The 22,812-nt window shown below is 63.4% G+C and carries 22 protein-coding genes; 12 read left to right on the forward strand and 10 right to left on the reverse strand.

Features of this window, described 5'->3' with window-relative positions; translation table 11 throughout:
* Nucleotides 1–60 precede the first annotated feature (60 nt).
* The 4 genes from AWB67_RS07215 to AWB67_RS07230 form a co-directional block, all read right to left on the reverse strand.
* On the reverse strand, nt 61–1,086 hold the full coding sequence (locus AWB67_RS07215) for an NAD(P)H-quinone oxidoreductase (protein WP_087655561.1): 1,026 nt from the start codon (nt 1,084–1,086) through the stop codon (nt 61–63).
* A 146-nt stretch (nt 1,087–1,232) separates the two neighbouring features.
* On the reverse strand, nt 1,233–3,377 hold the full coding sequence (gene pnp / locus AWB67_RS07220; RefSeq protein WP_200822191.1) for a polyribonucleotide nucleotidyltransferase: 2,145 nt from the start codon (nt 3,375–3,377) through the stop codon (nt 1,233–1,235).
* Between the two features lie 315 nt (nt 3,378–3,692).
* On the reverse strand, nt 3,693–3,962 hold the full coding sequence (gene rpsO, locus AWB67_RS07225; protein WP_035924595.1) for a 30S ribosomal protein S15: 270 nt from the start codon (nt 3,960–3,962) through the stop codon (nt 3,693–3,695).
* 173 nt (nt 3,963–4,135) lie between these two features.
* A complete protein-coding gene (locus AWB67_RS07230) occupies nt 4,136–5,383 on the reverse strand; it encodes a branched-chain amino acid ABC transporter substrate-binding protein (protein ID WP_374729803.1) in 1,248 nt (415 codons plus the stop codon).
* 216 nt (nt 5,384–5,599) lie between these two features.
* Here AWB67_RS07230 and AWB67_RS07235 point away from each other — a divergent pair, with 216 nt between their 5' ends.
* From AWB67_RS07235 to AWB67_RS07245, 3 genes are all read left to right on the forward strand, one after another.
* Nucleotides 5,600–6,112 (forward strand): hypothetical protein, encoded by a 513-nt coding sequence (locus AWB67_RS07235; protein WP_087655563.1) that lies wholly within the window; start codon nt 5,600–5,602, stop codon nt 6,110–6,112.
* Nucleotides 6,113–6,322: 210 nt separating this feature from the next.
* The gene (locus AWB67_RS07240; RefSeq protein WP_087655564.1) at nt 6,323–6,967 is read left to right on the forward strand and encodes a carbonic anhydrase; all 645 of its coding nucleotides are present in this window, start codon (nt 6,323–6,325) and stop codon (nt 6,965–6,967) included.
* Between the two features lie 76 nt (nt 6,968–7,043).
* Nucleotides 7,044–8,612 carry a SulP family inorganic anion transporter gene (locus AWB67_RS07245; RefSeq protein WP_087655565.1) on the forward strand — a complete coding sequence of 523 codons (1,569 nt, stop codon included), beginning with the start codon at nt 7,044–7,046 and terminating at the stop codon, nt 8,610–8,612.
* Between the two features lie 84 nt (nt 8,613–8,696).
* Here AWB67_RS07245 and AWB67_RS07250 read toward each other — a convergent pair whose 3' ends face one another.
* From AWB67_RS07250 to AWB67_RS07275, 6 genes are all read right to left on the reverse strand, one after another.
* Nucleotides 8,697–10,238: a 2-isopropylmalate synthase gene (locus tag AWB67_RS07250; protein WP_087655566.1), complete on the reverse strand. Its 1,542-nt coding sequence runs from the start codon at nt 10,236–10,238 to the stop codon at nt 8,697–8,699.
* A gap of 324 nt (nt 10,239–10,562) precedes the next feature.
* The gene (pssA, locus tag AWB67_RS07255) at nt 10,563–11,426 is read right to left on the reverse strand and encodes a CDP-diacylglycerol--serine O-phosphatidyltransferase (protein ID WP_087655567.1); all 864 of its coding nucleotides are present in this window, start codon (nt 11,424–11,426) and stop codon (nt 10,563–10,565) included.
* Nucleotides 11,427–11,460: 34 nt separating this feature from the next.
* Entirely contained in the window at nt 11,461–12,105 is a 645-nt protein-coding gene (locus tag AWB67_RS07260; RefSeq protein ID WP_087655568.1) for a phosphatidylserine decarboxylase, read from the reverse strand.
* A gap of 105 nt (nt 12,106–12,210) precedes the next feature.
* Entirely contained in the window at nt 12,211–13,227 is a 1,017-nt protein-coding gene (gene ilvC / locus AWB67_RS07265; RefSeq protein ID WP_087655569.1) for a ketol-acid reductoisomerase, read from the reverse strand.
* 70 nt (nt 13,228–13,297) lie between these two features.
* The gene (gene ilvN / locus AWB67_RS07270; protein ID WP_035939651.1) at nt 13,298–13,789 is read right to left on the reverse strand and encodes an acetolactate synthase small subunit; all 492 of its coding nucleotides are present in this window, start codon (nt 13,787–13,789) and stop codon (nt 13,298–13,300) included.
* A gap of 101 nt (nt 13,790–13,890) precedes the next feature.
* Nucleotides 13,891–15,654: an acetolactate synthase 3 catalytic subunit gene (locus AWB67_RS07275; protein WP_087655570.1), complete on the reverse strand. Its 1,764-nt coding sequence runs from the start codon at nt 15,652–15,654 to the stop codon at nt 13,891–13,893.
* A 375-nt stretch (nt 15,655–16,029) separates the two neighbouring features.
* Here AWB67_RS07275 and AWB67_RS07280 point away from each other — a divergent pair, with 375 nt between their 5' ends.
* The 9 genes from AWB67_RS07280 (at nt 16,030) to AWB67_RS07320 (ending at nt 22,785) form a co-directional block, all read left to right on the forward strand.
* Complete coding sequence (locus tag AWB67_RS07280) at nt 16,030–16,593, forward strand: RNA polymerase sigma factor (protein ID WP_087655714.1); 564 nt, start codon at nt 16,030–16,032, stop codon at nt 16,591–16,593.
* Entirely contained in the window at nt 16,590–17,030 is a 441-nt protein-coding gene (locus tag AWB67_RS07285) for a DUF3619 family protein (RefSeq protein ID WP_087655571.1), read from the forward strand. Before AWB67_RS07280 ends, AWB67_RS07285 begins: the two co-directional genes overlap by 4 nt.
* Nucleotides 17,031–17,048: 18 nt before the next feature.
* Entirely contained in the window at nt 17,049–17,801 is a 753-nt protein-coding gene (locus AWB67_RS07290) for a DUF3106 domain-containing protein (protein WP_087655572.1), read from the forward strand.
* Nucleotides 17,802–17,806: 5 nt separating this feature from the next.
* Entirely contained in the window at nt 17,807–18,322 is a 516-nt protein-coding gene (locus tag AWB67_RS07295) for an RDD family protein (protein ID WP_087655573.1), read from the forward strand.
* A gap of 409 nt (nt 18,323–18,731) precedes the next feature.
* Nucleotides 18,732–19,667 (forward strand): UDP-2,3-diacylglucosamine diphosphatase, encoded by a 936-nt coding sequence (locus AWB67_RS07300; protein WP_087655574.1) that lies wholly within the window; start codon nt 18,732–18,734, stop codon nt 19,665–19,667.
* Nucleotides 19,668–19,693: 26 nt separating this feature from the next.
* The gene (locus AWB67_RS07305) at nt 19,694–20,725 is read left to right on the forward strand and encodes a glycosyltransferase family 4 protein (RefSeq protein ID WP_087655575.1); all 1,032 of its coding nucleotides are present in this window, start codon (nt 19,694–19,696) and stop codon (nt 20,723–20,725) included.
* Entirely contained in the window at nt 20,722–21,321 is a 600-nt protein-coding gene (locus AWB67_RS07310) for a diacylglycerol kinase (RefSeq protein ID WP_087655576.1), read from the forward strand. Before AWB67_RS07305 ends, AWB67_RS07310 begins: the two co-directional genes overlap by 4 nt.
* A gap of 148 nt (nt 21,322–21,469) precedes the next feature.
* Entirely contained in the window at nt 21,470–22,201 is a 732-nt protein-coding gene (locus tag AWB67_RS07315) for a TetR/AcrR family transcriptional regulator (protein WP_087655577.1), read from the forward strand.
* Entirely contained in the window at nt 22,201–22,785 is a 585-nt protein-coding gene (locus AWB67_RS07320; RefSeq protein ID WP_087655715.1) for an LOG family protein, read from the forward strand. The genes AWB67_RS07315 and AWB67_RS07320 overlap by 1 nt, the downstream gene beginning before the upstream one ends.
* The last annotated feature ends 27 nt before the right edge of the window (nt 22,786–22,812 follow it).

Consider the following 22,812-nt stretch of genomic DNA (forward strand, 5'->3'; position numbering starts at 1 on the left):
TACTGTGTCGCGGCGAACCCGGTCAAACCGGCACGATTTTCGCCGCGGGTCCAGCGCGTGCTACGCGCCCTGAGTCCAATCCAGCACGATCTTGCCGACGTGCGTGCTGCCTTCCATCAACGTGTGCGCGGCGGCTGCATCGGCGGCGGGAAAGACTTCGTGGATCACCGGCTTGATGCGCCCCGCCTCGATTTCCGGCCAAACGCGTTCCTTCAGTTGCGCCGCAATCTTCGCCTTGAATGCGACCGGACGCGGACGCAAAGTCGATCCGGTGATGACGAGACGCCGCCGCAACACGTCGTTCAGGTTGATCTCCGCCTTGGCCCCGCCGAGCAGCGCGATCACGCAGACACGTCCGCCATCGGCGAGCGCCTTCAGTTCGCGCGGCAGATAATCTCCCGCGACCATGTCGAGAATCACGTCGACGCCGCGATCGTTCGTGAGCGACTTCACCACTTCGACGAAATCCTCCGTCTTGTAATTGATCGCCCGCTCGGCGCCGAGCGCTTCGCACGCGCGGCATTTTTCGTCGGTGCCGGCCGTCACGAACACGCGATGACCGAGTGCCTTCGCGATCTGGATCGCCGTCACGCCGATTCCGCTCGATCCGCCCTGGATCAGCAGCGTCTCTTCCGCGCCGTTTTCGCCCGCGCCGAGATGCGCGCGCTCGAACACGTTGCTCCACACGGTGAAAAACGTCTCCGGCAGCGAAGCCGCCTCGACATCCGACAAGCCCTTCGGCGCCGGCAGACACTGCTCCATCGGCGCGACGGCGTATTCCGCGTAGCCGCCGCCCGCAAGCAACGCGCACACGCGATCGCCCTTCTTCAGACCAAACGGATTGTGCTTCGGATCGAATGCGTCCTCGGCGGCATCTACGATTTCGCCCGCCACTTCCAGCCCCGGCAGGTCCGACGCGCCCGGCGGCGGCGCATAGCCGCCCTTCCTCTGAAACACGTCCGGACGATTCACGCCCGACGCCGCGACCTTGATCAACACTTCGCCCGACTTCGGCGCGGGCAGCGGGCGCTCACCCAGTTTCAACACTTCGGGTGCGCCAAATTCAGTGATTTCGATCGCTTTCATCTGCTTCCCCTTGAGTCGGATTCGTCGGTTTTCTTGACCGGATGGCGGTGCGGACGGTAGTAAAGCTTAATCCACACGGCCATCGAGTCAGGCAAAAAAACGGCCGGTGCGCAAGAAACGCGACCGGCCGATGAGACGTTACCGCATTAGTGCTGCGGATGCGTCGGTTCTGCTTGCGGCGCACCTTCATTCAGCAGCGCCTTCGCCGACAGACGCACGCGACCCTTCTCGTCCGTCTGGATGACCTTCACGCGCACGATCTGGCCTTCCTTCAGATAGTCGTTGATGTCCTTGATGCGCTCGTTGACGATTTCCGAGATGTGCAGCAGACCATCCTTGCCTGGCAGGATGTTGACGATCGCGCCGAAGTCCAGCAGCTTGAGCACCGGGCCTTCGTAAATCTGTCCGACTTCCACTTCGGCCGTGATGTTCTCGATGCGCTTCTTCGCTTCCGCCATGCCTTCGCTGCTCGTGCTCGCGATGGTCACGACGCCGTCATCCGAAATGTCGATCGTCGTGTTGGTCTCTTCCGTCAGCGCGCGGATCACCGAACCGCCCTTGCCGATCACGTCGCGGATCTTTTCCGGATTGATCTTGATCGTGATCATGCGCGGCGCGAACTCCGACAGCACCGTGTTCGTGCCCGGAACAGCAGCCGTCATCTTGCCGAGGATGTGCATGCGGCCTTCCTTCGCCTGCGCGAGCGCGACCTGCATGATTTCCTTCGTGATGCCCTGGATCTTGATGTCCATCTGCAGTGCCGTCACGCCTTGCGCCGTGCCCGCCACCTTGAAGTCCATGTCGCCGAGGTGATCTTCGTCGCCCAGGATGTCGGTCAGAACCGCGAACTTGTTGCCTTCGAGGATCAGGCCCATCGCGATGCCCGCAACGTGTGCCTTCATCGGCACGCCAGCGTCCATCAGTGCGAGACAGCCGCCGCAGACCGAAGCCATCGACGACGAACCGTTCGATTCCGTGATTTCCGAGACGACGCGGATCGAGTAGCCGAATTCGTCGGCGGACGGCAGGCACGCGGCCAGCGCGCGCTTGGCCAGACGGCCGTGACCGATTTCACGGCGCTTCGGCGAACCGACGCGGCCCGTTTCACCGGTCGCGAACGGCGGCATGTTGTAGTGGAGCATGAAGCGCTCGCGATATTCGCCTTCGAGCGCGTCGATGTTCTGTTCGTCGCCCTTCGTGCCGAGCGTCGCGACGACGAGCGCCTGCGTTTCGCCACGCGTGAAGAGCGCCGAGCCGTGCGTACGCGGCAAGACACCCGTGCGGATTTCGATCGGGCGGACGGTGCGCGTGTCGCGGCCGTCGATGCGCGGCTCGCCGTTCAGGATCTGCGAGCGGACGATCTTCGCTTCGATGTCGAACAGCACGTTGCCGACCGTCGCCTTGTCGGCGGCGACCGAACCCGATGCCGCGGCATCCTGTTCGAGCGAAGCGGACGTCGCCGCGTAGATTTCCTTCAGCTTGGCCGAACGCGCCTGCTTGTTGCGCAGTTGGTAAGCGGCGAGCAGATCGGCTTGCGCCAGTTCCGTCACGCGGCCGATCAGCGTTTCGTTCTTCGCCGCCGGCGCCCAGTCCCATTCCGGCTTGCCGCCGTCACGGACCAGTTCATGGATCGCGTCGATCGCGGTCTGCATCTGCTCGTGACCGAACACGACGCCGCCGAGCATCACTTCTTCGCTCAACTGCTTCGCTTCCGATTCCACCATCAGCACGGCGCGCTCGGTACCGGCGACGATCAGGTCGAGCGCCGATTCCTTCATCTGCGTGCGCGTGGGGTTCAGCACGTACTCGTTGTTGATGTACGCGACGCGCGCGGCACCGACCGGCCCGTTGAACGGCAGGCCCGACACGGCGAGTGCCGCCGACGCGCCGATCAGCGCGGGGATGTCGGCGGGAACGTCCGGGTTCAGCGACAGGACGTGGATCACGACCTGCACTTCGTTATAGAAGCCTTCTGGGAAGAGCGGACGCAGCGGGCGGTCAATCAGGCGCGAGATCAGCGTTTCGCCTTCCGACGGACGGCCTTCGCGGCGGAAGAAACCGCCCGGGATCTTGCCGGCGGCGTAGGTCTTTTCGAGGTAATCGACGGTCAGCGGGAAGAAATCCTGCCCCGGCTTCGCCGTCTTCGCGCCGACGACCGTCGCGAGCACGACGGTATCTTCGATGTCGACGATCACCGCGCCGCCCGCCTGGCGAGCGATCTCACCGGTTTCGAGGCGGACCGTGTGTTGTCCCCACTTAAATTCTTTGACGATTTTATTGAACATCATCACTCCTTGTTCGTTACGCCGCGCTGCGCCCGATCGCAACTGCCGATGAGCGGCGCTAAGCCAGTCGACGGCCGGACCGCGCAAGAAGAGGTGTGTTATGCCATTCCAACGCAACACGACACGCGAAGCGCATGACGCGCTGGAATGACACAAAGCTCCGCCGCGAGGCACAGGCCGGGTGTCGGATTCTTCAGAATCCCCGGTGAAACAGGTAAAGCGTTTGAAACACATACCGGCCAGCGACCGTTCAAAAACAAAATGCCTGTATCAGCGGACTGACACAGGCACTTCGATGGAACGCTGGCCGCTTGTTGCCAATTACTTACGCAGGCCCAGCTTCTCGATCAGCGAGCGATAACGGTCAGCGTCTTTGCCCTTCAGGTAATCGAGCAGCTTGCGACGACGGCTCACCATGCGCAGCAGGCCGCGGCGGCTGTGGTGATCCTTCGTGTGAGCCTTGAAATGCAGGGTCAGTTCGTTGATGCGGGTCGTCAGCAGTGCGACCTGCACTTCGGGCGAACCGGTGTCGTTGGCGGCGCGCGCGTATTCTGCGACGACGTCGGACTTCTTGACTTGAGCTACGGACATTAACTTTTCCTTTAAAACAGACAGGCGGTCACGGAAGAAAGGCCGTGCCGTGGGTTGCTTGATTGCTTCACTTTCTTCATCGTTTAGGATCGGTCCGATGGACGCGTTGCCAGGCCCTGCCCAAAACGAAGCGCGAATTATAGCACAGCTCCGATGCCCGTTGACCCGTGACGCTACGGCCGTTTCATGACGCAGGTCGTCGGCGGGGCGGTCTTGTCGGCGGGAAGCGCGAGCAGCGTGCGGAATCCGTAACCGGAACCCTCGTTGTCGAAACGCGCGCCGGACGTGCCCGCGCGGTCCATCTCCATCACATATAGGGGCTGGATCAACTGATGGTCCTGCGCGCGCATCGCCGACGTGTGGAAGCCGCTGTCGGACTTCATGCCCTCCAGTGCACGAGCGACGGCCGTCGGATCGGCGCTGCCGGCTCGGGTCATCCCTTCTGCGAGCATGCCGATCATAAGCGGCATGCGCAGCACGAGATAGTCGTCGGCGGGCGACGGGTAGCGCGCGCGGAACGCCTGATAGTACGCATCGGAGTCCGCGCCGCCCGCGTTCGGATGCCAGTCGGCGACAGCGACCACCCGCTTCACGCCCGCGTCGCCGAGCGCGGCTGGCGCGCCCAGGCTGTTGCCGTAGAACGTGTAGAACTTCGTGTTCAGGCCCTGCTCGCGCGCCGCCTTGACGAGCAGCGTCAGGTCGTTGCCCCAGTTGCCGGTCACCACCGCGTCCGTGCCGCTCGCGCGAATCTTGGCAATATACGGCGCGAAATCCTTCACGCGGCCGATCGGATGGAACTCGTCGCCAGCGATTTCGATGTCCGGACGGCGCGCCTTCAGCGCCCGCTGCGCCTCGCGACTCACATCGTGGCCGAAGCTGTAGTCCTGGTTCAGCAGATACACCTTCTTCACCGATTGATCGCGCTGGATCACGTCCGCAAGCGCGTCCATGCGCATGCCGGCGTGGGCGTCGAAACGGAAATGCCAGAAACTGCATGCGGCGTTGGTGAGCGCGGGATCGTCGGCGGAATAGTTGAGGAACACGACGCGCGAATCCGGCTCGCGCGCGTTCTGCTTGTCGATGGCGGCGATCAGTGCCGCCGCTACCGCCGAGCTATTGCCCTGCATCACGAAGCCGATCTTCTGGTCGACGACGGCGCGCAGCTGCACGAGACTCGCCTCGCTGCTGCCCTTGCCGTCGAGCACGACGAGTTCGAGCGGATGCGCACCGTCGGCGAGTTTCACGCCGCCGCGCGCGTTCACGCGCTCGACGCCGAAGCGCAGATTGCGCTCGACGGCCGCGCCGGCATTGGCGAACGGCCCCGACATGCCTTCGATCATCGCGATGCGGATCGGCGCTTTGTCGGCCGCCGATGCGCTCATCGAGACGGCGCAAACCGCCGCCGCCAACGCGACCCGCATCAGTCCCGTCAATTTTTGTAGTTTCTTAGCGCCCCACATTGCCGCTCCACCCAAGATCCGAGAGCGCGGATCATAGGCCGCGCCGCACCGAGGGCGCAAGCCAGCGCCGAATATCCTGATCTCGCGGCGGAAGCTTTTCACCGTTAGCGTGTCAAAATCGGAAACACCAAGAAATCCCGGCGGCAACGCCGGGGCACAAGGCTTCTGGAGGTTTCCATGCCGCTCAAACCACATCGTGCCGCGCGCGCCGCCGCCTGCGGCCTCGCGCTCCTGCTTTCGGCCTGCGCGCAGCCGTGGCAGAACTACCAGGCCGGCGCCGACGAATCGACGATCACCGCCCGCCTCGGCCCGCCGCGCGAAGTCTACGATCTCCCCGACGGGGGCAAGCGCCTGATGTGGCCGACGCAGCCGCTCGGCGAAGTCACCACCGCCGCCGATATCGACGCCTCCGGCAAGATCGTGAACGTGCGCCAGGTGCTCGACGAGAACGAGTTCTACAAGGCGCAGATCGGCACCTGGACGAAGAAAGACGTCCTCGTGAACTTTGGCCGGCCGGTTGAAACCTCGTATTTCCCGCTGATGAAGCGCGAGGTCTGGACCTATCGCTACATGGAGGCGAACGTCTGGTACATGATGTACAGCTTCTATTTCGACGACCAGGGCATTCTGCGTCTCACGCAGAAGACGCCTGATCCGCTGCATGACCCGGATCGGCGCAACATGTTCTGAAACGCCCGCTTAAATCAATCAGACTAATGATCTGATGAAAATGCCGCCCGCTAAGGCGGCATTTTTTTATCAGTAGACGAATGTGAACTTTTCTTGAGAAAGTATTTCGTAAGGTTTCCGCTGCGCTGCAACGAAGCGCGGAAATATCGAGATAGCCGCCCCAGCGCGGTGCATGGCGCGGCTGCTCGTCCCCGAACCGGAGTTCACCTGATGAATCGTCCCAAACGCATGCTAGTCGAAAACATCGCCTGGGCGCGTGAAACCGCCGAAAGCGATCGTGCCTTCTTCCCTCGTCTGGTTGAAGGCCAAAGCCCGCGCGCGCTATGGATCGGCTGCTCGGACAGCCGCGTTCCCGCCGAAACCGTCACCAACGCCAATCCCGGCGATCTGTTCGTGCACCGCAACATCGCGAACCTGTTTTCTCCCGCCGACGACAACGTGATGAGCGTCCTCGAGTACGCCGTGCGCGTGCTGAAGGTCGACGACGTCATCGTCTGCGGGCACTACGGCTGCGGCGGCGTGCGCGCGTCGCTCTTGCCGGCGTCGCCCGATTTGCCGCACGTGAACCGCCGCATCGCTCCGCTATGCGCGCTGGCGCAGACGCATCGCGGCGAACTTGAGCGCGTCGCCGATGCCGATGAGCGCGTCAACCGCCTCGCCGAACTTAGCGTGCTCGAGCAGGTGCGCGCGCTGCGCGAGACGCCGCTCGTGCGCGACGCCAATGCGCCGCCGCGCGTGCACGGCTGGATCTTCGGCCTGCACGACGGCCGCATCAAAGTCCTCGCGACGGGCTATCCGGACGACGAACCCGCTCTCATCGAACGCGAACCCGTGCTCGAAACCGCCGGCCGCTAAGCCCGGCTCCGCTTCATCCCGCAACAATCAATGCGGCGCCGCAAGACGCCGCACGGCCAACTCGTCCTGAGAAAACATGAACCTACGAGAAACCTTCGCCACCTTTCCGCGCGACATGTTCGCCGGCACCGTTGTCTTTCTGGTCGCGATGCCGCTCTGTCTCGGTATCGCCAACGCATCGGGCGTCGATCCGTTCGCGGGGCTGCTCTCGGGCATCATCGGCGGGCTGGTGGTCGCGCTCCTGAGCGGCTCTCATCTGAGCGTGAGCGGTCCGGCGGCGGGCCTGATCGTGATCGTGGTCGATGGCATCGCGCGGCTCGGCAGCTTTTCCGCGTTCCTGCTCGCCGTGCTGCTGTCGGGCGCGATCCAGTTCGGCTTCGGCATGCTGAAGGCCGGGCGCTTCGCGGCGTACGTGCCGTCGTCGGTGATCAAGGGCATGCTCGCCGCGATCGGGCTTCTGCTGATCATCAAGCAGGTGCCGCTCGCCGCCGGTTTCGCGAACGATGGCGCCGCGCTCGCCGCCCCGGGCGCCGGCACGCTAGACACCCCATTCGGCACGATGTCGATCGCGGCCTGCGTGATCGCCGTGGCGTCGCTTGCGATCCTCGCCGGCTGGGAAACTCGAGCGATGCGCCGCTTCGCCCTCGTGCGCACGACGCCCGCGCCGCTCGCCATCGTGGCGCTCGGCATCGGCGCGACGCTTTTGCTCGATTTCGCCGCGCCCGGCTTCGCGCCGCCTGCGGAGCATCGCGTGGCGCTGCCGTCGCTGGGTTCGTTCGCGGCGCTCTGGGCGGCGCTCGAATTGCCTAACTTCGCGCAGCTCGTGAACCCCGACGTCTGGCGCCTCGCGATGACGCTCGCCATTGTCGCGAGTCTCGAAACGCTGCTGAGCCTCGAAGCGGTCGAGCAGATCGATCCGAAAAAGCGCGCCACGCACCCGGATCGCGAGCTGAAGGCGCAGGGCATCGGCAACATGATGGCCGGCGCGCTCGGCGCCCTGCCGATCACGTCCGTCATCGTGCGCAGCTCCGCAAACGTTCACGCGGGCGCGCAAAGCCGCTGGGCGTCGTTCGTGCACGGCCTGCTGCTGCTCGCGAGCGTCTTCGCGCTCGCGAGCGTGATCAACCTGATCCCGCTCGCCTGCCTCGCCGCGATCCTGATCTTCACGGGGCTCAAGCTCGCGAAGCCGTCGTTGTTCGCGGCCGTCGCGAAACAGGGGTTCGAGCGCTTCGCGCCGTTCATCGTGACGATCGCGGGCGTGCTGCTCACCGATTTGCTGATCGGCATCGTGCTCGGCATCGCGTGCAGCGTCGCGCTCGCGATCCACGCGAACCTGCAGCGGCCGATCACGATCGCGCAGCACGACGACCACTTCCTGCTGTCGTTTCGCAAGGACGTGTCGTTTCTCGGCAAAGTCGCGCTGAAGCACCAACTGCGGCAGATTCCGGATAACGCGACGGTGATCGTCGACGCGACGCGCGCCGATTTCATCGATCCCGACGTGCGCGAGCTGATCGACGCTTTCGTGGCCGCTGCGCCGGCGCGCGGTATCCACGTCGAGTGCAGGCAACTGGAACGCGCGGCGCGCGAGCGGCCGTCGATGCGCGCGCGGCTGCCGTTTTTCGGGCGCTCGGTGGCGAAATAAGGCGCGCACAACGCAAAAGCCCTCGCTTCTGGCGAGGGCTTTCGACTTGCCTGCGACGCGATCGGCGTCACGAGCAAAAGCGCATCAAAGTTGCGGATTGAGCTTTTCGACCTTCGAATGCAGTTTGTTCAGCGCGGCGATATACGCCTTCGCGGATGCCGCGACGATATCCGGATCGGTGCCGACGCCGTTCACGATGCGCCCGCTCTTCGAGAGCCGCACCGTCACTTCGCCCTGCGCCTGCGTGCCGGTCGTGATCGCGTTGACCGAGTACAGCACGAGTTCCGCGCCGCTCGACACCTTCGATTCGATCGCGTGCAGCGTCGCGTCGACCGGGCCGTTGCCGCGCGATTCGCCCGTCACCTCTGAGCCGTCGACGGCGAACACCACGCGCGCATGCGGCTGCTCGCCGGTTTCCGAATGCTGCGCCATCGAGACGAAGCGGAAATGTTCCTTCGCCTGCGCTTCCGCCGATTCCTCGGACACGATCGCCATGATGTCCTCGTCGAAGATTTCGGCCTTGCGGTCGGCGAGTTCCTTGAAGCGCGCGAACGCGGCGTTGACGTCGCCTTCCGATTCCAGCGTCACGCCCAGTTCCTGCAACCGCTGCTTGAACGCGTTGCGGCCCGAGAGCTTGCCGAGGACGATCTTGTTGGTCGCCCAACCCACGTCTTCGGCACGCATGATTTCGTAGGTGTCGCGCGCCTTGAGCACGCCGTCCTGGTGGATGCCCGACGCGTGCGCGAACGCGTTCGCCCCGACCACCGCCTTGTTCGGCTGCACGACGAAACCGGTGATTTGCGACACGAGCTTGGAGGTCGGCACGATCTGCGTCGTATCGATACCGACTTCGAGTCCGAAATAGTCCTTCCGCGTCTTGACAGCCATCACGATTTCTTCGAGCGACGTATTGCCCGCGCGTTCGCCGAGACCGTTGATCGTGCATTCCACCTGCCGCGCCCCGCCGATCTGCACGCCGGCGAGCGAATTCGCGACCGCGAGACCGAGGTCGTCGTGACAATGGACCGAGAAGATCGCCTTATCCGAATTCGGGATGCGCTCGCGCAGCGTCTTCACGAGTTGGCCGTACATCTCGGGCACGCCGTAACCGACCGTATCGGTGATGTTGATCGTGCGGGCACCTTCGTTGATCACAGCTTCAAGCACGCGGCAAAGGAAGTCGAGATCCGAGCGGCTGCCGTCCTCCGGCGAGAACTCGACGTCGTCGGTGAACTTGCGCGCGAAACGCACCGCGAGGCGCGCCTGCTCGTACACCTGCTCAGGCGTCATGCGCAGCTTCTTCTCCATGTGCAGCGCGGAAGTCGCGATGAACGTGTGGATGCGGAACTGGCTCGCGGGCTTGAGGGCGTCCGCGGCGCGCTGGATGTCCTTGTCGTTCGCGCGGGCGAGCGAGCAGACTGTGCTGTCCTTCACGAGCGAGGCGATCGTCTGGATCGCGTCGAAGTCGCCGTTCGAGCTCGCGGCGAAACCCGCCTCGATCACGTCGACCTTCATCCGTTCGAGCTGCTTCGCGATACGGATCTTCTCTTCCTTCGTCATCGACGCGCCGGGCGATTGTTCGCCATCACGCAAGGTCGTGTCGAAAATGATCAGCTTGTCTGCCATGTCGGCCTCCAGTGGGGAGATTTTGGATTTTGAAAAACGGTGGGGAAAACAAATACGGAATCCGGGCGTTCGCGCCACCGCTGGCGTCGAAAACCACGAACGAGCAGACGGGAGGCGAGACGGATTAGCGCAGTAGGCGCGCTAGTAGCGATAGCGCGCATAGCGGCGCACCAGCTAGAAGAGACGAGAAGGGGAACGGAAAAAAGTTCATCCACAAACTATAACGAGATTTCAGGATGCGTGCAATTGGGCTTTCCAATGAGGACGATTTGCGCGGCGCACGTAAAAAAAGGCGGCTGGCCTTGTGGGCCGCCGCCTTCGATTTCAATGATCCCGCTGCGAACTTCGCGCGGGATTCGGTCTGCCGCGCATCGCCATGTAGCCCCACCACGCGTAACCTGAGAAGCCGTACAGCACGAAGAGGCCGAAGAGCATCAGCGGCGGATCGGACGAAACCAGCACGAACGCCACCACGACCAGCAGCACGCCCGCGAACGGCACGCGATAGCGCACGTCGAGCGCCTTGCCGCTGTAGAACGGCGCGTTCGAAACCATGGTCACGCCTGCGTAGATCGTCAGCGCGAAGGCGACCCACGGCAGCCACACGAGTTTGAGCGGTACGCGGTTATCGGTTGCGAGCCAGACGAAACCGGCGATCAGCGCCGCCGCCGCAGGGCTCGGCAGACCCTGGAAGTACCGCTTGTCGACCACGCCGACATTTGTATTGAAGCGCGCGAGCCTGAGCGCCGCGCCCGAGCAGTAGACGAACGCCGCGAGCCAGCCCCACCGGCCGAGGTCCTTCAGCACCCATTCGTACATCACGAGCGCCGGCGCGACGCCGAACGACACCATGTCCGACAGGCTGTCGAACTGCTCGCCGAACGCGCTTTGCGTGTGCGTCATGCGCGCGACGCGGCCATCCATGCCGTCGAGCACCATCGCGACGAAGATCGCGATCGCCGCGATCTCGAAACGCACGTTCATCGCCTGGACGACGGCGAAGAAGCCGCAGAAGAGCGCGGCCGTCGTGAACGCGTTCGGCAGCAGATAGATGCCGCGCTTTCTCAGGAACTGCTGCCGCTGCGCGCGCCGCGTTTCCACGGTGGCGACGTCCTGCGCCTTGTTACGACGAAATGCACGCGGAGGCGTGCCGTTGGTCCGGGTACGGCGCGGTTTGAATGCCGCCATCGAGTTCTCCCTTGTGCCGCTTGTTTTAAGCTCGTTATTCGGCGAATTCGGCAAGGATGGTTGACGATGCAGAAACCTTCTCGCCAATCGACACGCGCGGACGGCTGCCCACCGGCAGATACACGTCGACGCGCGAGCCGAAACGGATAAAGCCGTAACGCTGGCCGCGTGTGAGCGGCTCGCCCACGTGGACGTAGCACAAAATGCGCCGCGCGATCAGCCCGGCGATCTGCACCGACGTCACGGTATGCCCCGCGGCCGTCTGGATGACGATGGCGTTGCGCTCGTTCTCGGTCGATGCTTTATCGACGGCGGCGTTCAGGTAGGCGCCCGGGAAATACTCGACCTTGCTGATCGCGCCATCGACGGGCGAGCGTTGCGAATGCACGTTGAACACATTCATGAACACGCTGATCTTCACGGCTTCGCGGCCCGCGTACGGATCGTGCGCGGTTTCGACGGCGACGATCCGGCCATCGGCGGGACACAGCACGGCGTTCGGCTGCGTCGGGATCGGGCGCTGCGGATCACGGAAGAACTGCACGATGAAGATCACGATCAGCCAGAAGAGCCACGCAAAGCCGAAGCCGCCGATCGCGTGGACGATCAGGGCAACGACGACCGCGGCGGCAATGAACGGCCAGCCTTCGCGGGCAATGATCGGATGGGGATAGTTCATGGATGAGTTCGAGTTTTTCAAAACCGTAGGATAGCAAAAGCCGTCCGGGGTCAGCGACGCCCGGACGGCTCTCAGGTGTTACCGCACTGCGTGGTGCTTTGAACTTTAGTTCTTCGACTGATCGACGAGCTTGTTCTTCGCGATCCACGGCATCATCGCGCGCAGCTTCGAACCGACTTGTTCGACCTGATGCTCGCTCGTCAGGCGGCGGCGCGATTGCAGCGTCGGCGCGCCGGCGCGGTTCTCGATGATGAAGCTCTTCGCGTACTCGCCCGTCTGGATGTCCTTCAGGACGGCCTTCATCGCCTTCTTCGTTTCTTCCGTCACGATGCGCGGACCCGTCACGTACTCGCCGTACTCGGCGTTGTTCGAGATCGAGTAGTTCATGTTCGCGATGCCGCCTTCGTAGATCAGGTCGACGATCAGCTTCAGTTCGTGCAGGCACTCGAAGTACGCCATTTCCGGCGCATAACCCGCTTCCACCAGCGTTTCGAAGCCGGCCTTGATCAGGTCGACGGTGCCGCCGCACAGCACGGCTTGCTCGCCGAACAGGTCGGTTTCGGTTTCTTCGCGGAAGTTCGTTTCGATGATGCCGGCACGGCCGCCGCCGTTCGCCGCCGCGTACGACAGCGCGACGTCACGCGCCGAGCCCGACTTGTCCTGCGCGACCGCGATCAGGTGCGGCACGCCGCCGCCTTGCTGGTACGTGTTGCGCACCGTGTGGCCCGGGGCCTTCGGCGCGATCATGATCACGTCGAGGTCGGCGCGCGGGATCACCTGGCCGTAGTGCACGTTGAAGCCGTGCGCGAAGGCGAGTGCCGCGCCTTCCTTGATGTTCGCGTGCACTTCGGTCTTGTAGACTTCGGCGATCTGCTCGTCGGGCAGGAGCATCATCACGACGTCGGCGCCCTTCACGGCTTCCGCCACTTCCTTGACGGTCAGGCCCGCGTTCTCGGCCTTGCTCCACGATGCGCCGCCCTTGCGCAGGCCGACCGTCACCTTCACGCCGCTTTCCTTCAGGTTCAGCGCGTGCGCATGGCCTTGCGAGCCATAGCCGATGATGGTCACTTGCTTGCCCTTGATGAGGGAGAGGTCGGCGTCCTTGTCGTAGAAAACTTTCATGGTGGTTCCTTGAGTCGTGATTCGTTGAAATTTGGTGAAGCTTGAAATGCGGTGGAACTGCTGGCGGCGCCTAAACCTTCAAAATGCGCTCGCCCCGGCCGATGCCGGAACTGCCCGTGCGAACCGTTTCCAGGATCGCCGTGGCGTCGAGGCCCTGGATGAACGCATCGAGTTTGTCGCTCGCGCCCGTCAGTTCCATCGTGTAGGTCTTCTCGGTCACGTCGATGATGCGGCCCCGGAAAATGTCCGCCATCCGCTTCATTTCTTCGCGTTCCTTGCCGACCGCCCGAACCTTGATCAGCATCAGCTCGCGCTCGATGTGGGCGCCCTCGGTCAGGTCGACCACCTTCACCACCTCGATCAGGCGGTTGAGATGCTTCGTGATCTGTTCGATCACGTCGTCCGAGCCAATGGAGACGATGGTCAGCCGCGACAGCGAACTGTCCTCGGTCGGGGCCACCGTCAAGGTTTCAATGTTGTAGCCGCGTGCCGAAAAGAGCCCGACGACGCGCGATAACGCGCCCGGTTCGTTTTCCAGCAGCACGGAGATGATGTGTTTCATGATGTCAGCGTTCCCGATTTATCCAGTTTTCACTCGGCCCGCGCGCGGTGGACGTCCTTTGTGAAGACGTGCGCGCGCGAGCCTCGAAAAGGCCAGAAGCCTTATAGATCTTCCGATCCGAGCAGCATTTCCGTGATGCCCTTGCCTGCCTGGACCATCGGAAAGACGTTTTCGGTGGGATCGGTCTGGAAGTCGAGAAATACGGTGCGATCCTTCAGGCGCAGCGCTTCCTTCAGCGCAGGCTCGACGTCGGCCGTCTTCTCGACACGGATGCCGACGTGGCCGTACGCTTCAGCCAGCTTCACGAAATCGGGCAGCGCGTCCATGTACGAACTGGAGTAGCGCTTCTTGTATTCGATCTGCTGCCACTGGCGCACCATGCCGAGATAGCGGTTGTTGAGCGAAATGATCTTGACGGGCGTGTTGTACTGCTTGCACGTCGAGAGTTCCTGGATGCACATCTGGATCGAGCCTTCGCCCGTGATGCAGAGCACTTCCTCGTCGGGGAACGCCATCTTCACGCCCATCGCCGCCGGCAGGCCGAAGCCCATCGTGCCAAGGCCGCCCGAATTGATCCAGCGGCGCGGCTTGTTGAAGCGATAGAACTGCGCCGCCCACATCTGGTGCTGGCCGACATCGGAGCAGACGAACGCGTTGCCGTCGGTCAGTTCCCACGCCTTTTCCACCACGTACTGCGGCTTGATGATCTCGCTACTGCGGTCGTACGCGAGACAGTTCTTCGAGCGCCAGACTTCGATGTCCTTCCACCAGTCGGCGAGCGCCTTGGTGTCCGGGCCGTGGTCGGCGGTCTGGAGTTGCTCGAGCAATTCCTTCAGCACTTCCTTCACATCGCCGACGATCGGGATATCGACCTTCACGCGCTTCGAAATGGACGACGGATCGACGTCGATATGGATGATCTTGCGCGGCGTCGACGCGAAATGCTTCGGGTCGCCGATCACGCGGTCGTCGAAACGCGCGCCGATCGCGATCAGCACGTCGCAGTTCTGCATCGCCATGTTGGCTTCGTACGTGCCGTGCATGCCGAGCATGCCGAGGAACTTCTTGTCGCTCGCACGATAGCCGCCGAGGCCCATCAGCGTGTTGGTGACCGGATAACCGAGCAGGTCGACGAACTGGTTCAGCTCGCGCGACGCATCCGCGAGGATGATGCCGCCGCCGGTATAGACATACGGGCGCTTCGCCGACAAAAGCAGTTGCACCGCCTTGCGGATCTGGCCCGAATGGCCCTTCGTGACCGGGTTGTACGAACGCAGCGACACGCTCTTGAGCGGCTCGTACTTGCACGGCGCTTTCGACACATCCTTCGGAATGTCGATCAGCACGGGACCGGGACGGCCGGTGCGGGCAATGTAGAACGCTTTCTTGACGGTCGCGGCGAGATCGCGCACGTCCTTCACGAGGAAGTTGTGCTTCACGCACGGCCGCGTGATGCCGACGGTATCGCACTCCTGAAACGCATCGAGACCGATCGCGGCAGTCGGCACCTGGCCGCTGATCACGACCATCGGGATCGAATCCATGTAGGCGGTGGCGATGCCGGTCACCGCATTGGTGACGCCGGGGCCGGAAGTCACGAGACACACACCGACGTTGCCGGTGGAGCGCGCGTAGGCGTCGGCGGCGTGGACGGCGGCCTGCTCGTGGCGCACGAGGATGTGCTGGATCTGGTCCTGCTTGTACAGCTCGTCGTAGATATAGAGTACCGAGCCGCCGGGATAGCCCCAGATGAACTCGACGTTCTCGTCCGCCAGCGCGCGCATGAGCACGGTGCCGCCGATGGATTCAGAATCGTGCGAGGGGGTCGTATCCGACGTGGAGAATTCCGCGCTGGGCATATTCATTAATCACCTTTCGAATTTTCGGCAAAAAATTGATCGGGTGCTCTCTGCCGGGCTTGTGGCTCGGGTTCAAGCGGCGCGTCTTGGTTTGACAGGCGTGCTTCTTGGGCTCGCCTCAAATTAGACATTCACTTTATGATGCGAGTCGGAAACGATAGCTTGGGGCGATCGGCGGGTCAAGCGAAAAATTGGTGTTCAGCGCGGGAAAAGGCGCAAAACACCGCGATTCCGAGCGGCTTTCGCACGTTTTCGGTCTCGCGCACGAGAAAACCGGCGACGCGTTTCTATCGGGACAAGCAAAAATTTGCTAGCATCCGCAGGTTTCTCAAAAATCTCACGAACCCTTTCGACGCACACTCGCTGCGCCGGCCCCCACGGATGGCATCAGACAAGGAACTCGCCGATTTTCTGGCGGGCGTCGAAAGACGCGCGTTCAAGCAGACCGTCTACACCGTGCGCGACGACGACGCGGCGCTCGACATCGTGCAGGATGCGATGATCAAGCTCGCCGAAAAATACGGCGATCGTCCTCCGGCGGAGCTCCCGCTATTGTTTCAGCGTATCCTGCAGAATGCGACGCATGACTATTTCCGCCGCCAGAAGGTGCGCAATACGTGGGTAAGTCTGTTCTCGTCGTTCGGCAACGCGGATGACGACGAATTCGACCCCCTCGAAACCTTTGAATCCCAGGACGGAACGGTGGGCGCGGAGAGCAGCGAGAACAAGCTCGAGCGTGAACAGGTGCTCAACCTGATCGACGCGGAGATCCAGAAATTACCGACTCGTCAACGGGAAGCCTTTCTCATGCGTTACTGGGAAGATATGGATGTCGCCGAGACCGCCGCGGCGATGGGCTGCTCCGAGGGCAGCGTAAAGACGCATTGCTCCCGGGCGACGCACGCGCTCGCACACGCGCTGAAGGCGAAAGGGATCACGCTATGAGCACCGCTCTTGAATCGAAAGAAAATGAATTCGCGCGCAAGTTAGTTCACGCGCTCGACGAAACGACGTCCGGCATACCGGCTGCGGCCGTCGACCGGCTCGCTGCTGCGCGGCGCGCCGCGATCGCCCGCAAGAAGCCAGAGAAGGTGGCCGTCACGGCGCCGGCGTTCGCGCCCGCTTTTGCAGGCGCGGCGGGCGGCCAGTTCAGCTCGCCCAATGTTTCCGGGCCGCGCGGACGGTTTGCGCGCTTCGGACGCTTCGGCCTTGCGTGGCCGGTACTCGCATTGGTCATCGGACTGGCCGGCATCGCTTACTGGGAAGACCAGGAGCGCACGGCGGAACTCGCCGACATCGACGCCGCCATGCTGAGCGACAACCTGCCACTCGACGCCTACCTCGATCACGGCTTCAACGCGTACCTGACGCGCAATCACTAAGACAGCAGGAGTTCCCGGGTGAGTTACAAGCGCGGTCTCGCGATTGTTTTTGGATGCGCGATTGCGGGAATGGTCGCGTTTGCCGCGACTTATCCGCGCTTCTACTCGCCCTCGACCGCCACGTCCGCCAGCGTCGCTACGCCCGCTGGCGCAAGCGCCGGTTCGGGTGGCAGTCTCCTCGCGCTGTCGTCGTCGAGTCCGCTTTCGTGGAATCGTCTGACCGATCTGCAGCGCGCCGCGCTCGCGCCGTTCGCCGAGCAATGGGACCAGTTCAGCGACGAGCGCAAACAGAAATGGCTGAAGATCGCGTCGCGTTATCACCGGATGTCGCCTGAAGCGCAAAAGCGGCTGCATCAGCGCATGGCCGAATGGACGCGCATGACGCCCGATCAGCGCAAGGTCGCGCGCGAGAACTATCAGGTGTCGAAATCCGTGCCGGTCGAAAAGCGCGAGAGCGCCTGGGACGCTTATCAGAAGCTCTCCGAGGAGCAAAAGAAGAAGCTTGCCGCGACCGAGCGCACGCGGCGGCCGAACGTCGTCAGCGCGCCGCCGAGCGGCAAGGCCGAGCTCAAGGACATCAATCGCATCGTGACCGCGCGCGAGCAGGGCCACGCAGCCGAGCACGCGGAACACGGGTCCGAGGCACCGGGCGCCGCACTGCCCGGCTCCCAGCCGATAACGCCGGCGATCCCGAGCGCGGGCAGCTTCGTCCCCGCGACGCCGATTCCGGTCTCGCCGCAGCAGGCGCCGTCGATCTTCAACGGTTCGTGAGCCGCATGCGCGCACCGGATGCCCCCGCCGTCCCGCCGATGCGCGCGCCCACCCTGCGCCGTCGGCTCGCGACGATGCTCTATGAAGGCTTGATTCTCTTCGGCATCGTGTTCATCGCGGGGTATCTCTTCAGCACCCTCACCCAGCAACGCAACGGCCTCACGCATCACAACCTGCTGATGACGTGGATCGGCATCGTGCTCGCGGCGTATTTCGTCTGGTTCTGGACGCACGGCGGGCAAACCCTGCCGATGAAAACGTGGCGCCTCAAGCTCGTCGACGTATATGGCCGGCCCGTGCGTCCCGCGCGGGCGCTCGCGCGTTATGCGCTCGCGTGGCTGTGGTTTTTGCCGCCGCTCGCCCTGCATCCGATTTTCGGACTTTCAGTGCCGCAGACGCTTGGCTTAGCGGGCGTCTGGGTCGCGCTATGGGCCGCGACTGTGTGGCTCGACCCGGCGCGGCAGTTTCTCCATGACCGTATCGCAGGGACGCGGATCGTCGCGGTGACGGCTACGGCTTGAACGGCGCGGCGTCGGCGTTTCCTGCGTGCGTTTGCAGCCCTCGCACAGCTTCACGTAATCGAGGCTCGCCCCGGGAGAACGCATCGCACATGCGCACGCCACTCTGTGTCGCCCGGCAACCCGCGAATAACCCTGCACGTCGCTCACGGCGAATTCCGAGACAAGCGGCGCGGGGGACGCGCAACCCGTTTGGACGCCCGGTCGCACCAATTCCCTCGATCTCCGGTAATAGGTGCTTTCGCGACGCGAGAACGCATCGCGTAGACACGCCTCGCATCGGCCGCACGGCCATCCCCTGTCGCAAAAACACATCGCCTCACCTGCGAGTAGTAAGAACTTCTCGTGACTGTCATGGCTCCGTCACGGCTGCATGGCGCAATGCGCTTACTGCAACCCGACGCGCGAGCCAATGGCCTTCAGACCGTCCGCGACTTTCCGTTTGCGCAAGCCCGAGTCGAACATCGACCCGCTCGCGTTCCTTCCCAGCGCCCACGCAGGCGCGACGGCCCTGGCGCCCGAGCGCCTCGACGACGCTCATACTGCGCTGGCAACCGATCCCGACGAAGCGCCCCACCGCTATCGCACGATCTGGCTCTCGGATATCCATTTAGGCTCCGGCGGCTGCCAGGCGCCGTACCTGCTCGATTTCCTGCGGCACAACGATTCGGAATACCTGTACCTCGTCGGCGACATCATCGACGGATGGCAGCTCCGCAAAGGCTGGTTCTGGCCGCAGGCGCACAACGACGTCGTCCAGAAGATCCTGCGCAAGGCGCGCAAGGGCACGCAGGTCGTCTACATCCCCGGCAATCACGATGAAGCCGCGCGCCAGTTCTGCGACCTCGCGTTCGGCGACATCCACGTGCGCGGCGAAGCCTTCCACACGACGCTCGCCGGCAAGCGCCTCTGGATCGTGCACGGCGATCTCTTCGATGGCGTCATCCAGCACGCGAAATGGCTCGCCTATCTCGGCGACACGCTTTACACGCTGATACTGCTTCTGAACCGCTGGTTCAATCGCGTGCGCTCGCGGCTCGGGCTGAACTACTGGTCGCTCTCGCAGTACCTCAAGCACCAGGTCAAGAACGCGGTCAACTTCATCTCGCAATTCGAGCGCGTGATGACCGACGAAGCGCGTCGCCGCGGCTGCGACGGCGTCGTCTGCGGGCACATCCACAAGGCGGAGATCCGCGACATCGACGGCGTTCTCTACTGCAACGACGGCGATTGGGTCGAGAGCCTCTCGGCGCTCGTCGAAACGCTCGACGGCGAGCTGAAGATCGTCTACTGGACCGTCATGCGCTCGCCCGAGCAAGCCACCGAAAAAGCCCGGGCGACCGCCTGAGCTACTCACTACCTGGGCCGAATACGATGAAGATCATGATCGTCACCGATGCATGGGAACCGCAGGTCAACGGCGTCGTCCGGACGCTGAAGAACACGACGCGCGAACTGACTGCGCTCGGGCACCGCGTGGAATTGCTGACGCCGCTCGAGTTCAAAACAATCCCCTGCCCGACCTATCCCGAAATTCGCCTCTCGCTGATGCCGAAGCGGCGCGTCGCGCGGCGCATCGACGAATTCGCGCCCGATGCGCTCCACATCGCGACCGAAGGCCCGCTCGGCATGGCCGCGCGCGCCTACGCCATCCGCCACGGCCTGCCGTTCACCACCGCCTATCACACGCGCTTTCCCGAGTACGTCCACGCGCGCTTCGGAATTCCGGTCACGCTGACGTATCGCTTCCTGCACTGGTTCCACAAGCGCTCGCAGGCTGTGATGGCGCCGACGCCCGTCGTCCAGAGCGACCTGGAGAAGCACGGCTTCACGAACGTCGTGCTGTGGACGCGTGGCGTCGATCTCGACATCTTCCGGCCCATGGAATCGAAGGTGCTGAATACCGCGCGGCCGATCTTTCTGTATGTCGGGCGCGTGGCGGTGGAGAAGAACGTCGAGGCGTTTCTGAAGCTGGATCTGCCCGGCTCGAAGTGGGTCGCGGGCGAAGGCCCGGCGCTCGCCGAGCTCAAGTCGCGCTATACGAACGTGAACTATCTGGGCGTGCTGTCGCAGCCGGAACTGGCGAAGGTTTACGCCGCCGCCGACGTCTTCGTGTTCCCGAGCCGCACCGATACCTTCGGCCTCGTGCTGCTCGAAGCGATGGCGTGCGGGACGCCCGTCGCGGCGTATCCGGTGACGGGCCCGATCGACGTGCTCGGCAGCGAAGGTCCCGGCGCGCTGAACGAAGACCTGCGCGAGGCGTGCCTGCAGGCGCTGAAAATTGAACGCGGCGATGCCCGCGCCTGGGCCGAGCGTTTTTCGTGGCGCGCGGCGTCGGAGCAGTTCGCGTCGCATCTGAAGCCGCTCGGCACGCGCGAGGCGAGCACCAAGCGGGCGACCGCATGACGCGGCGCGCGCCCGCAGGCGCGGAGGCTCGGGTCGGCGGAGAGCGCACGCGCACAACGCGACGCAATGCGACGCCTCGCGCTACCATCGCCGCCATGCGCGCCCCTTTCGAACAAGACCCCGCCGACGAGCAAGAGACCGACCGCGAGCGCGAGCGCCCCGAGCCGCTCTCCCCCGACGATCCACTCGCCCCGCTGCCCTTCAATCCGTACAAGGGCAATCGCGGCTTCACGCGCGCGTGGCACGCGCTCAAGAATTCGCTGTGCGGCATCCGCGTGGCGATCCGCGAGGAAAGCGCGTTTCGTCAGGAACTCACGCTCGCCGCGATCCTCGTGCCGTGCGGCATCGTCGTGCCGGTCGCGCCGGTCGAGCGCGCCGCGTTGCTCGCCACCGTGCTGCTCGTCCTGATCGTCGAGTTGCTGAATTCGAGCGTGGAAGCCGCGATCGACCGAATCTCGCTCGAACGCCACGAGCTCTCCAAACGCGCGAAGGACTTCGGCAGCGCCGCTGTTCTGCTCGCGCTCGCCGTCTGCGTGCTGACGTGGGCGCTGATCGTCGGGCCGCTCGCCTGGCATTGGCTCGCGCGTATCTCATAGTCAAGAATCGTCTTAAGCGTAAGCCCGTTTCCGAGGGCCCGAACGACCGGTTTATAATCGTCCGATATTCTCAAAAATAGCAACCGATCCAGGGTCCGCCACGCTCTTAACGAGGCCGATGCGCCCCGGATAACAAGGTACGGACGAAATGGAAGCCAAACCTCCCCGCCGCACCCGCGAACGGATACTCGAGTTGTCGCTGAAGCTGTTCAACGATATCGGCGAGCCGAACGTCACGACGACGACGATCGCCGAAGAGATGGAAATCAGTCCAGGCAACCTGTACTACCATTTCCGCAACAAAGACGACATCATCAACAGCATCTTCGCGCAGTTCGAGCAGCAGATCGAAAAGCGGCTGCGGTTCCCCGACGACCACCGTCCGACCATCGACGAAATGTGGTCGTATCTGCAGTACATGGCCGATTTTCTCTGGACCTACCGGTTCCTCTACCGCGACCTGAACGACCTGCTCGCGCGCAACCGGACCCTCGAAACGCACTTCAAGCAGATCATCACGCACAAGGTGCATTTCGCGAGCCAGTTGTGCGAGGCGCTCGTCGCCGATCAGGAGATGGTCGCGACGCCCGCCGAGATCAAGGTGATCGCGACGAACATCGGCGTGATCGCGACTTACTGGCTGTCGTATCAATATGTGATGAATCCGCGCAAGTACAACGATCAAGAAGCGATCCGTGCCGAATTGCATCAGGCGAGCTTGCACATCATTTCGGTAATGGCGCCGTATCTGCGGGGCCGCTCGCGACAGCTTTTCGACGATCTGGCTTCCGGCAAGATGCCGATGCGCCAGTACGCCGACTTTCTTCCGCCGCGTGACGATGCCGCGTCGAAAAACGAAACACCCAAGGATTCGAGATGATCAAGGCGGTTTGTGTGTATTGCGGCTCCGCGCCCGGAGCCAAGCCGGTTTATGCCGAGGCCGCGAAGGCGTTCGGGCGGGCGCTGGTCGAGGCGGACATGTCGCTCGTGTATGGCGGCGGACGGGTCGGGTTGATGGGGCTCATCGCCGATGAAGTGCTCGCCTGCGGCGGGCGTGCGGTCGGCGTGATTCCCGAGTTGCTGCTCAGCAAGGAAGTCGGACATACGGATCTGACCGAGCTTCACGTCGTGCCCGATATGCACGAGCGCAAGAAGAAGATGGCGGATCTGTCGGATGCGTTCGTTGCCATGCCCGGGGGCGTAGGCACGTTCGAGGAACTGTTCGAGGTATATACGTGGGCGCAGCTTGGGTATCACCAGAAGCCTGTCGCGCTGCTCGATGTCGATGGGTATTACGATCCGCTCATCGCGATGCTGCGGCATACGGTCGAGGAAGGGTTCATGCGGGCGGCGTATCTCGACATGCTGCAGGTGGCAGCGGACCCGGCTGCGATGATCAAGTTGCTGCAGCGCTACGTGCCGCCCTTGATCGACAAGTGGGCCGAGAAACGTAACGCCGTTTGAATTTTCGCTGGCGCTTGAGGGAAAACA

This window comes from Caballeronia terrestris (genome assembly GCF_001544515.1).
GTDB classification, from domain to species: Bacteria; Pseudomonadota; Gammaproteobacteria; order Burkholderiales; family Burkholderiaceae; genus Caballeronia; species Caballeronia terrestris.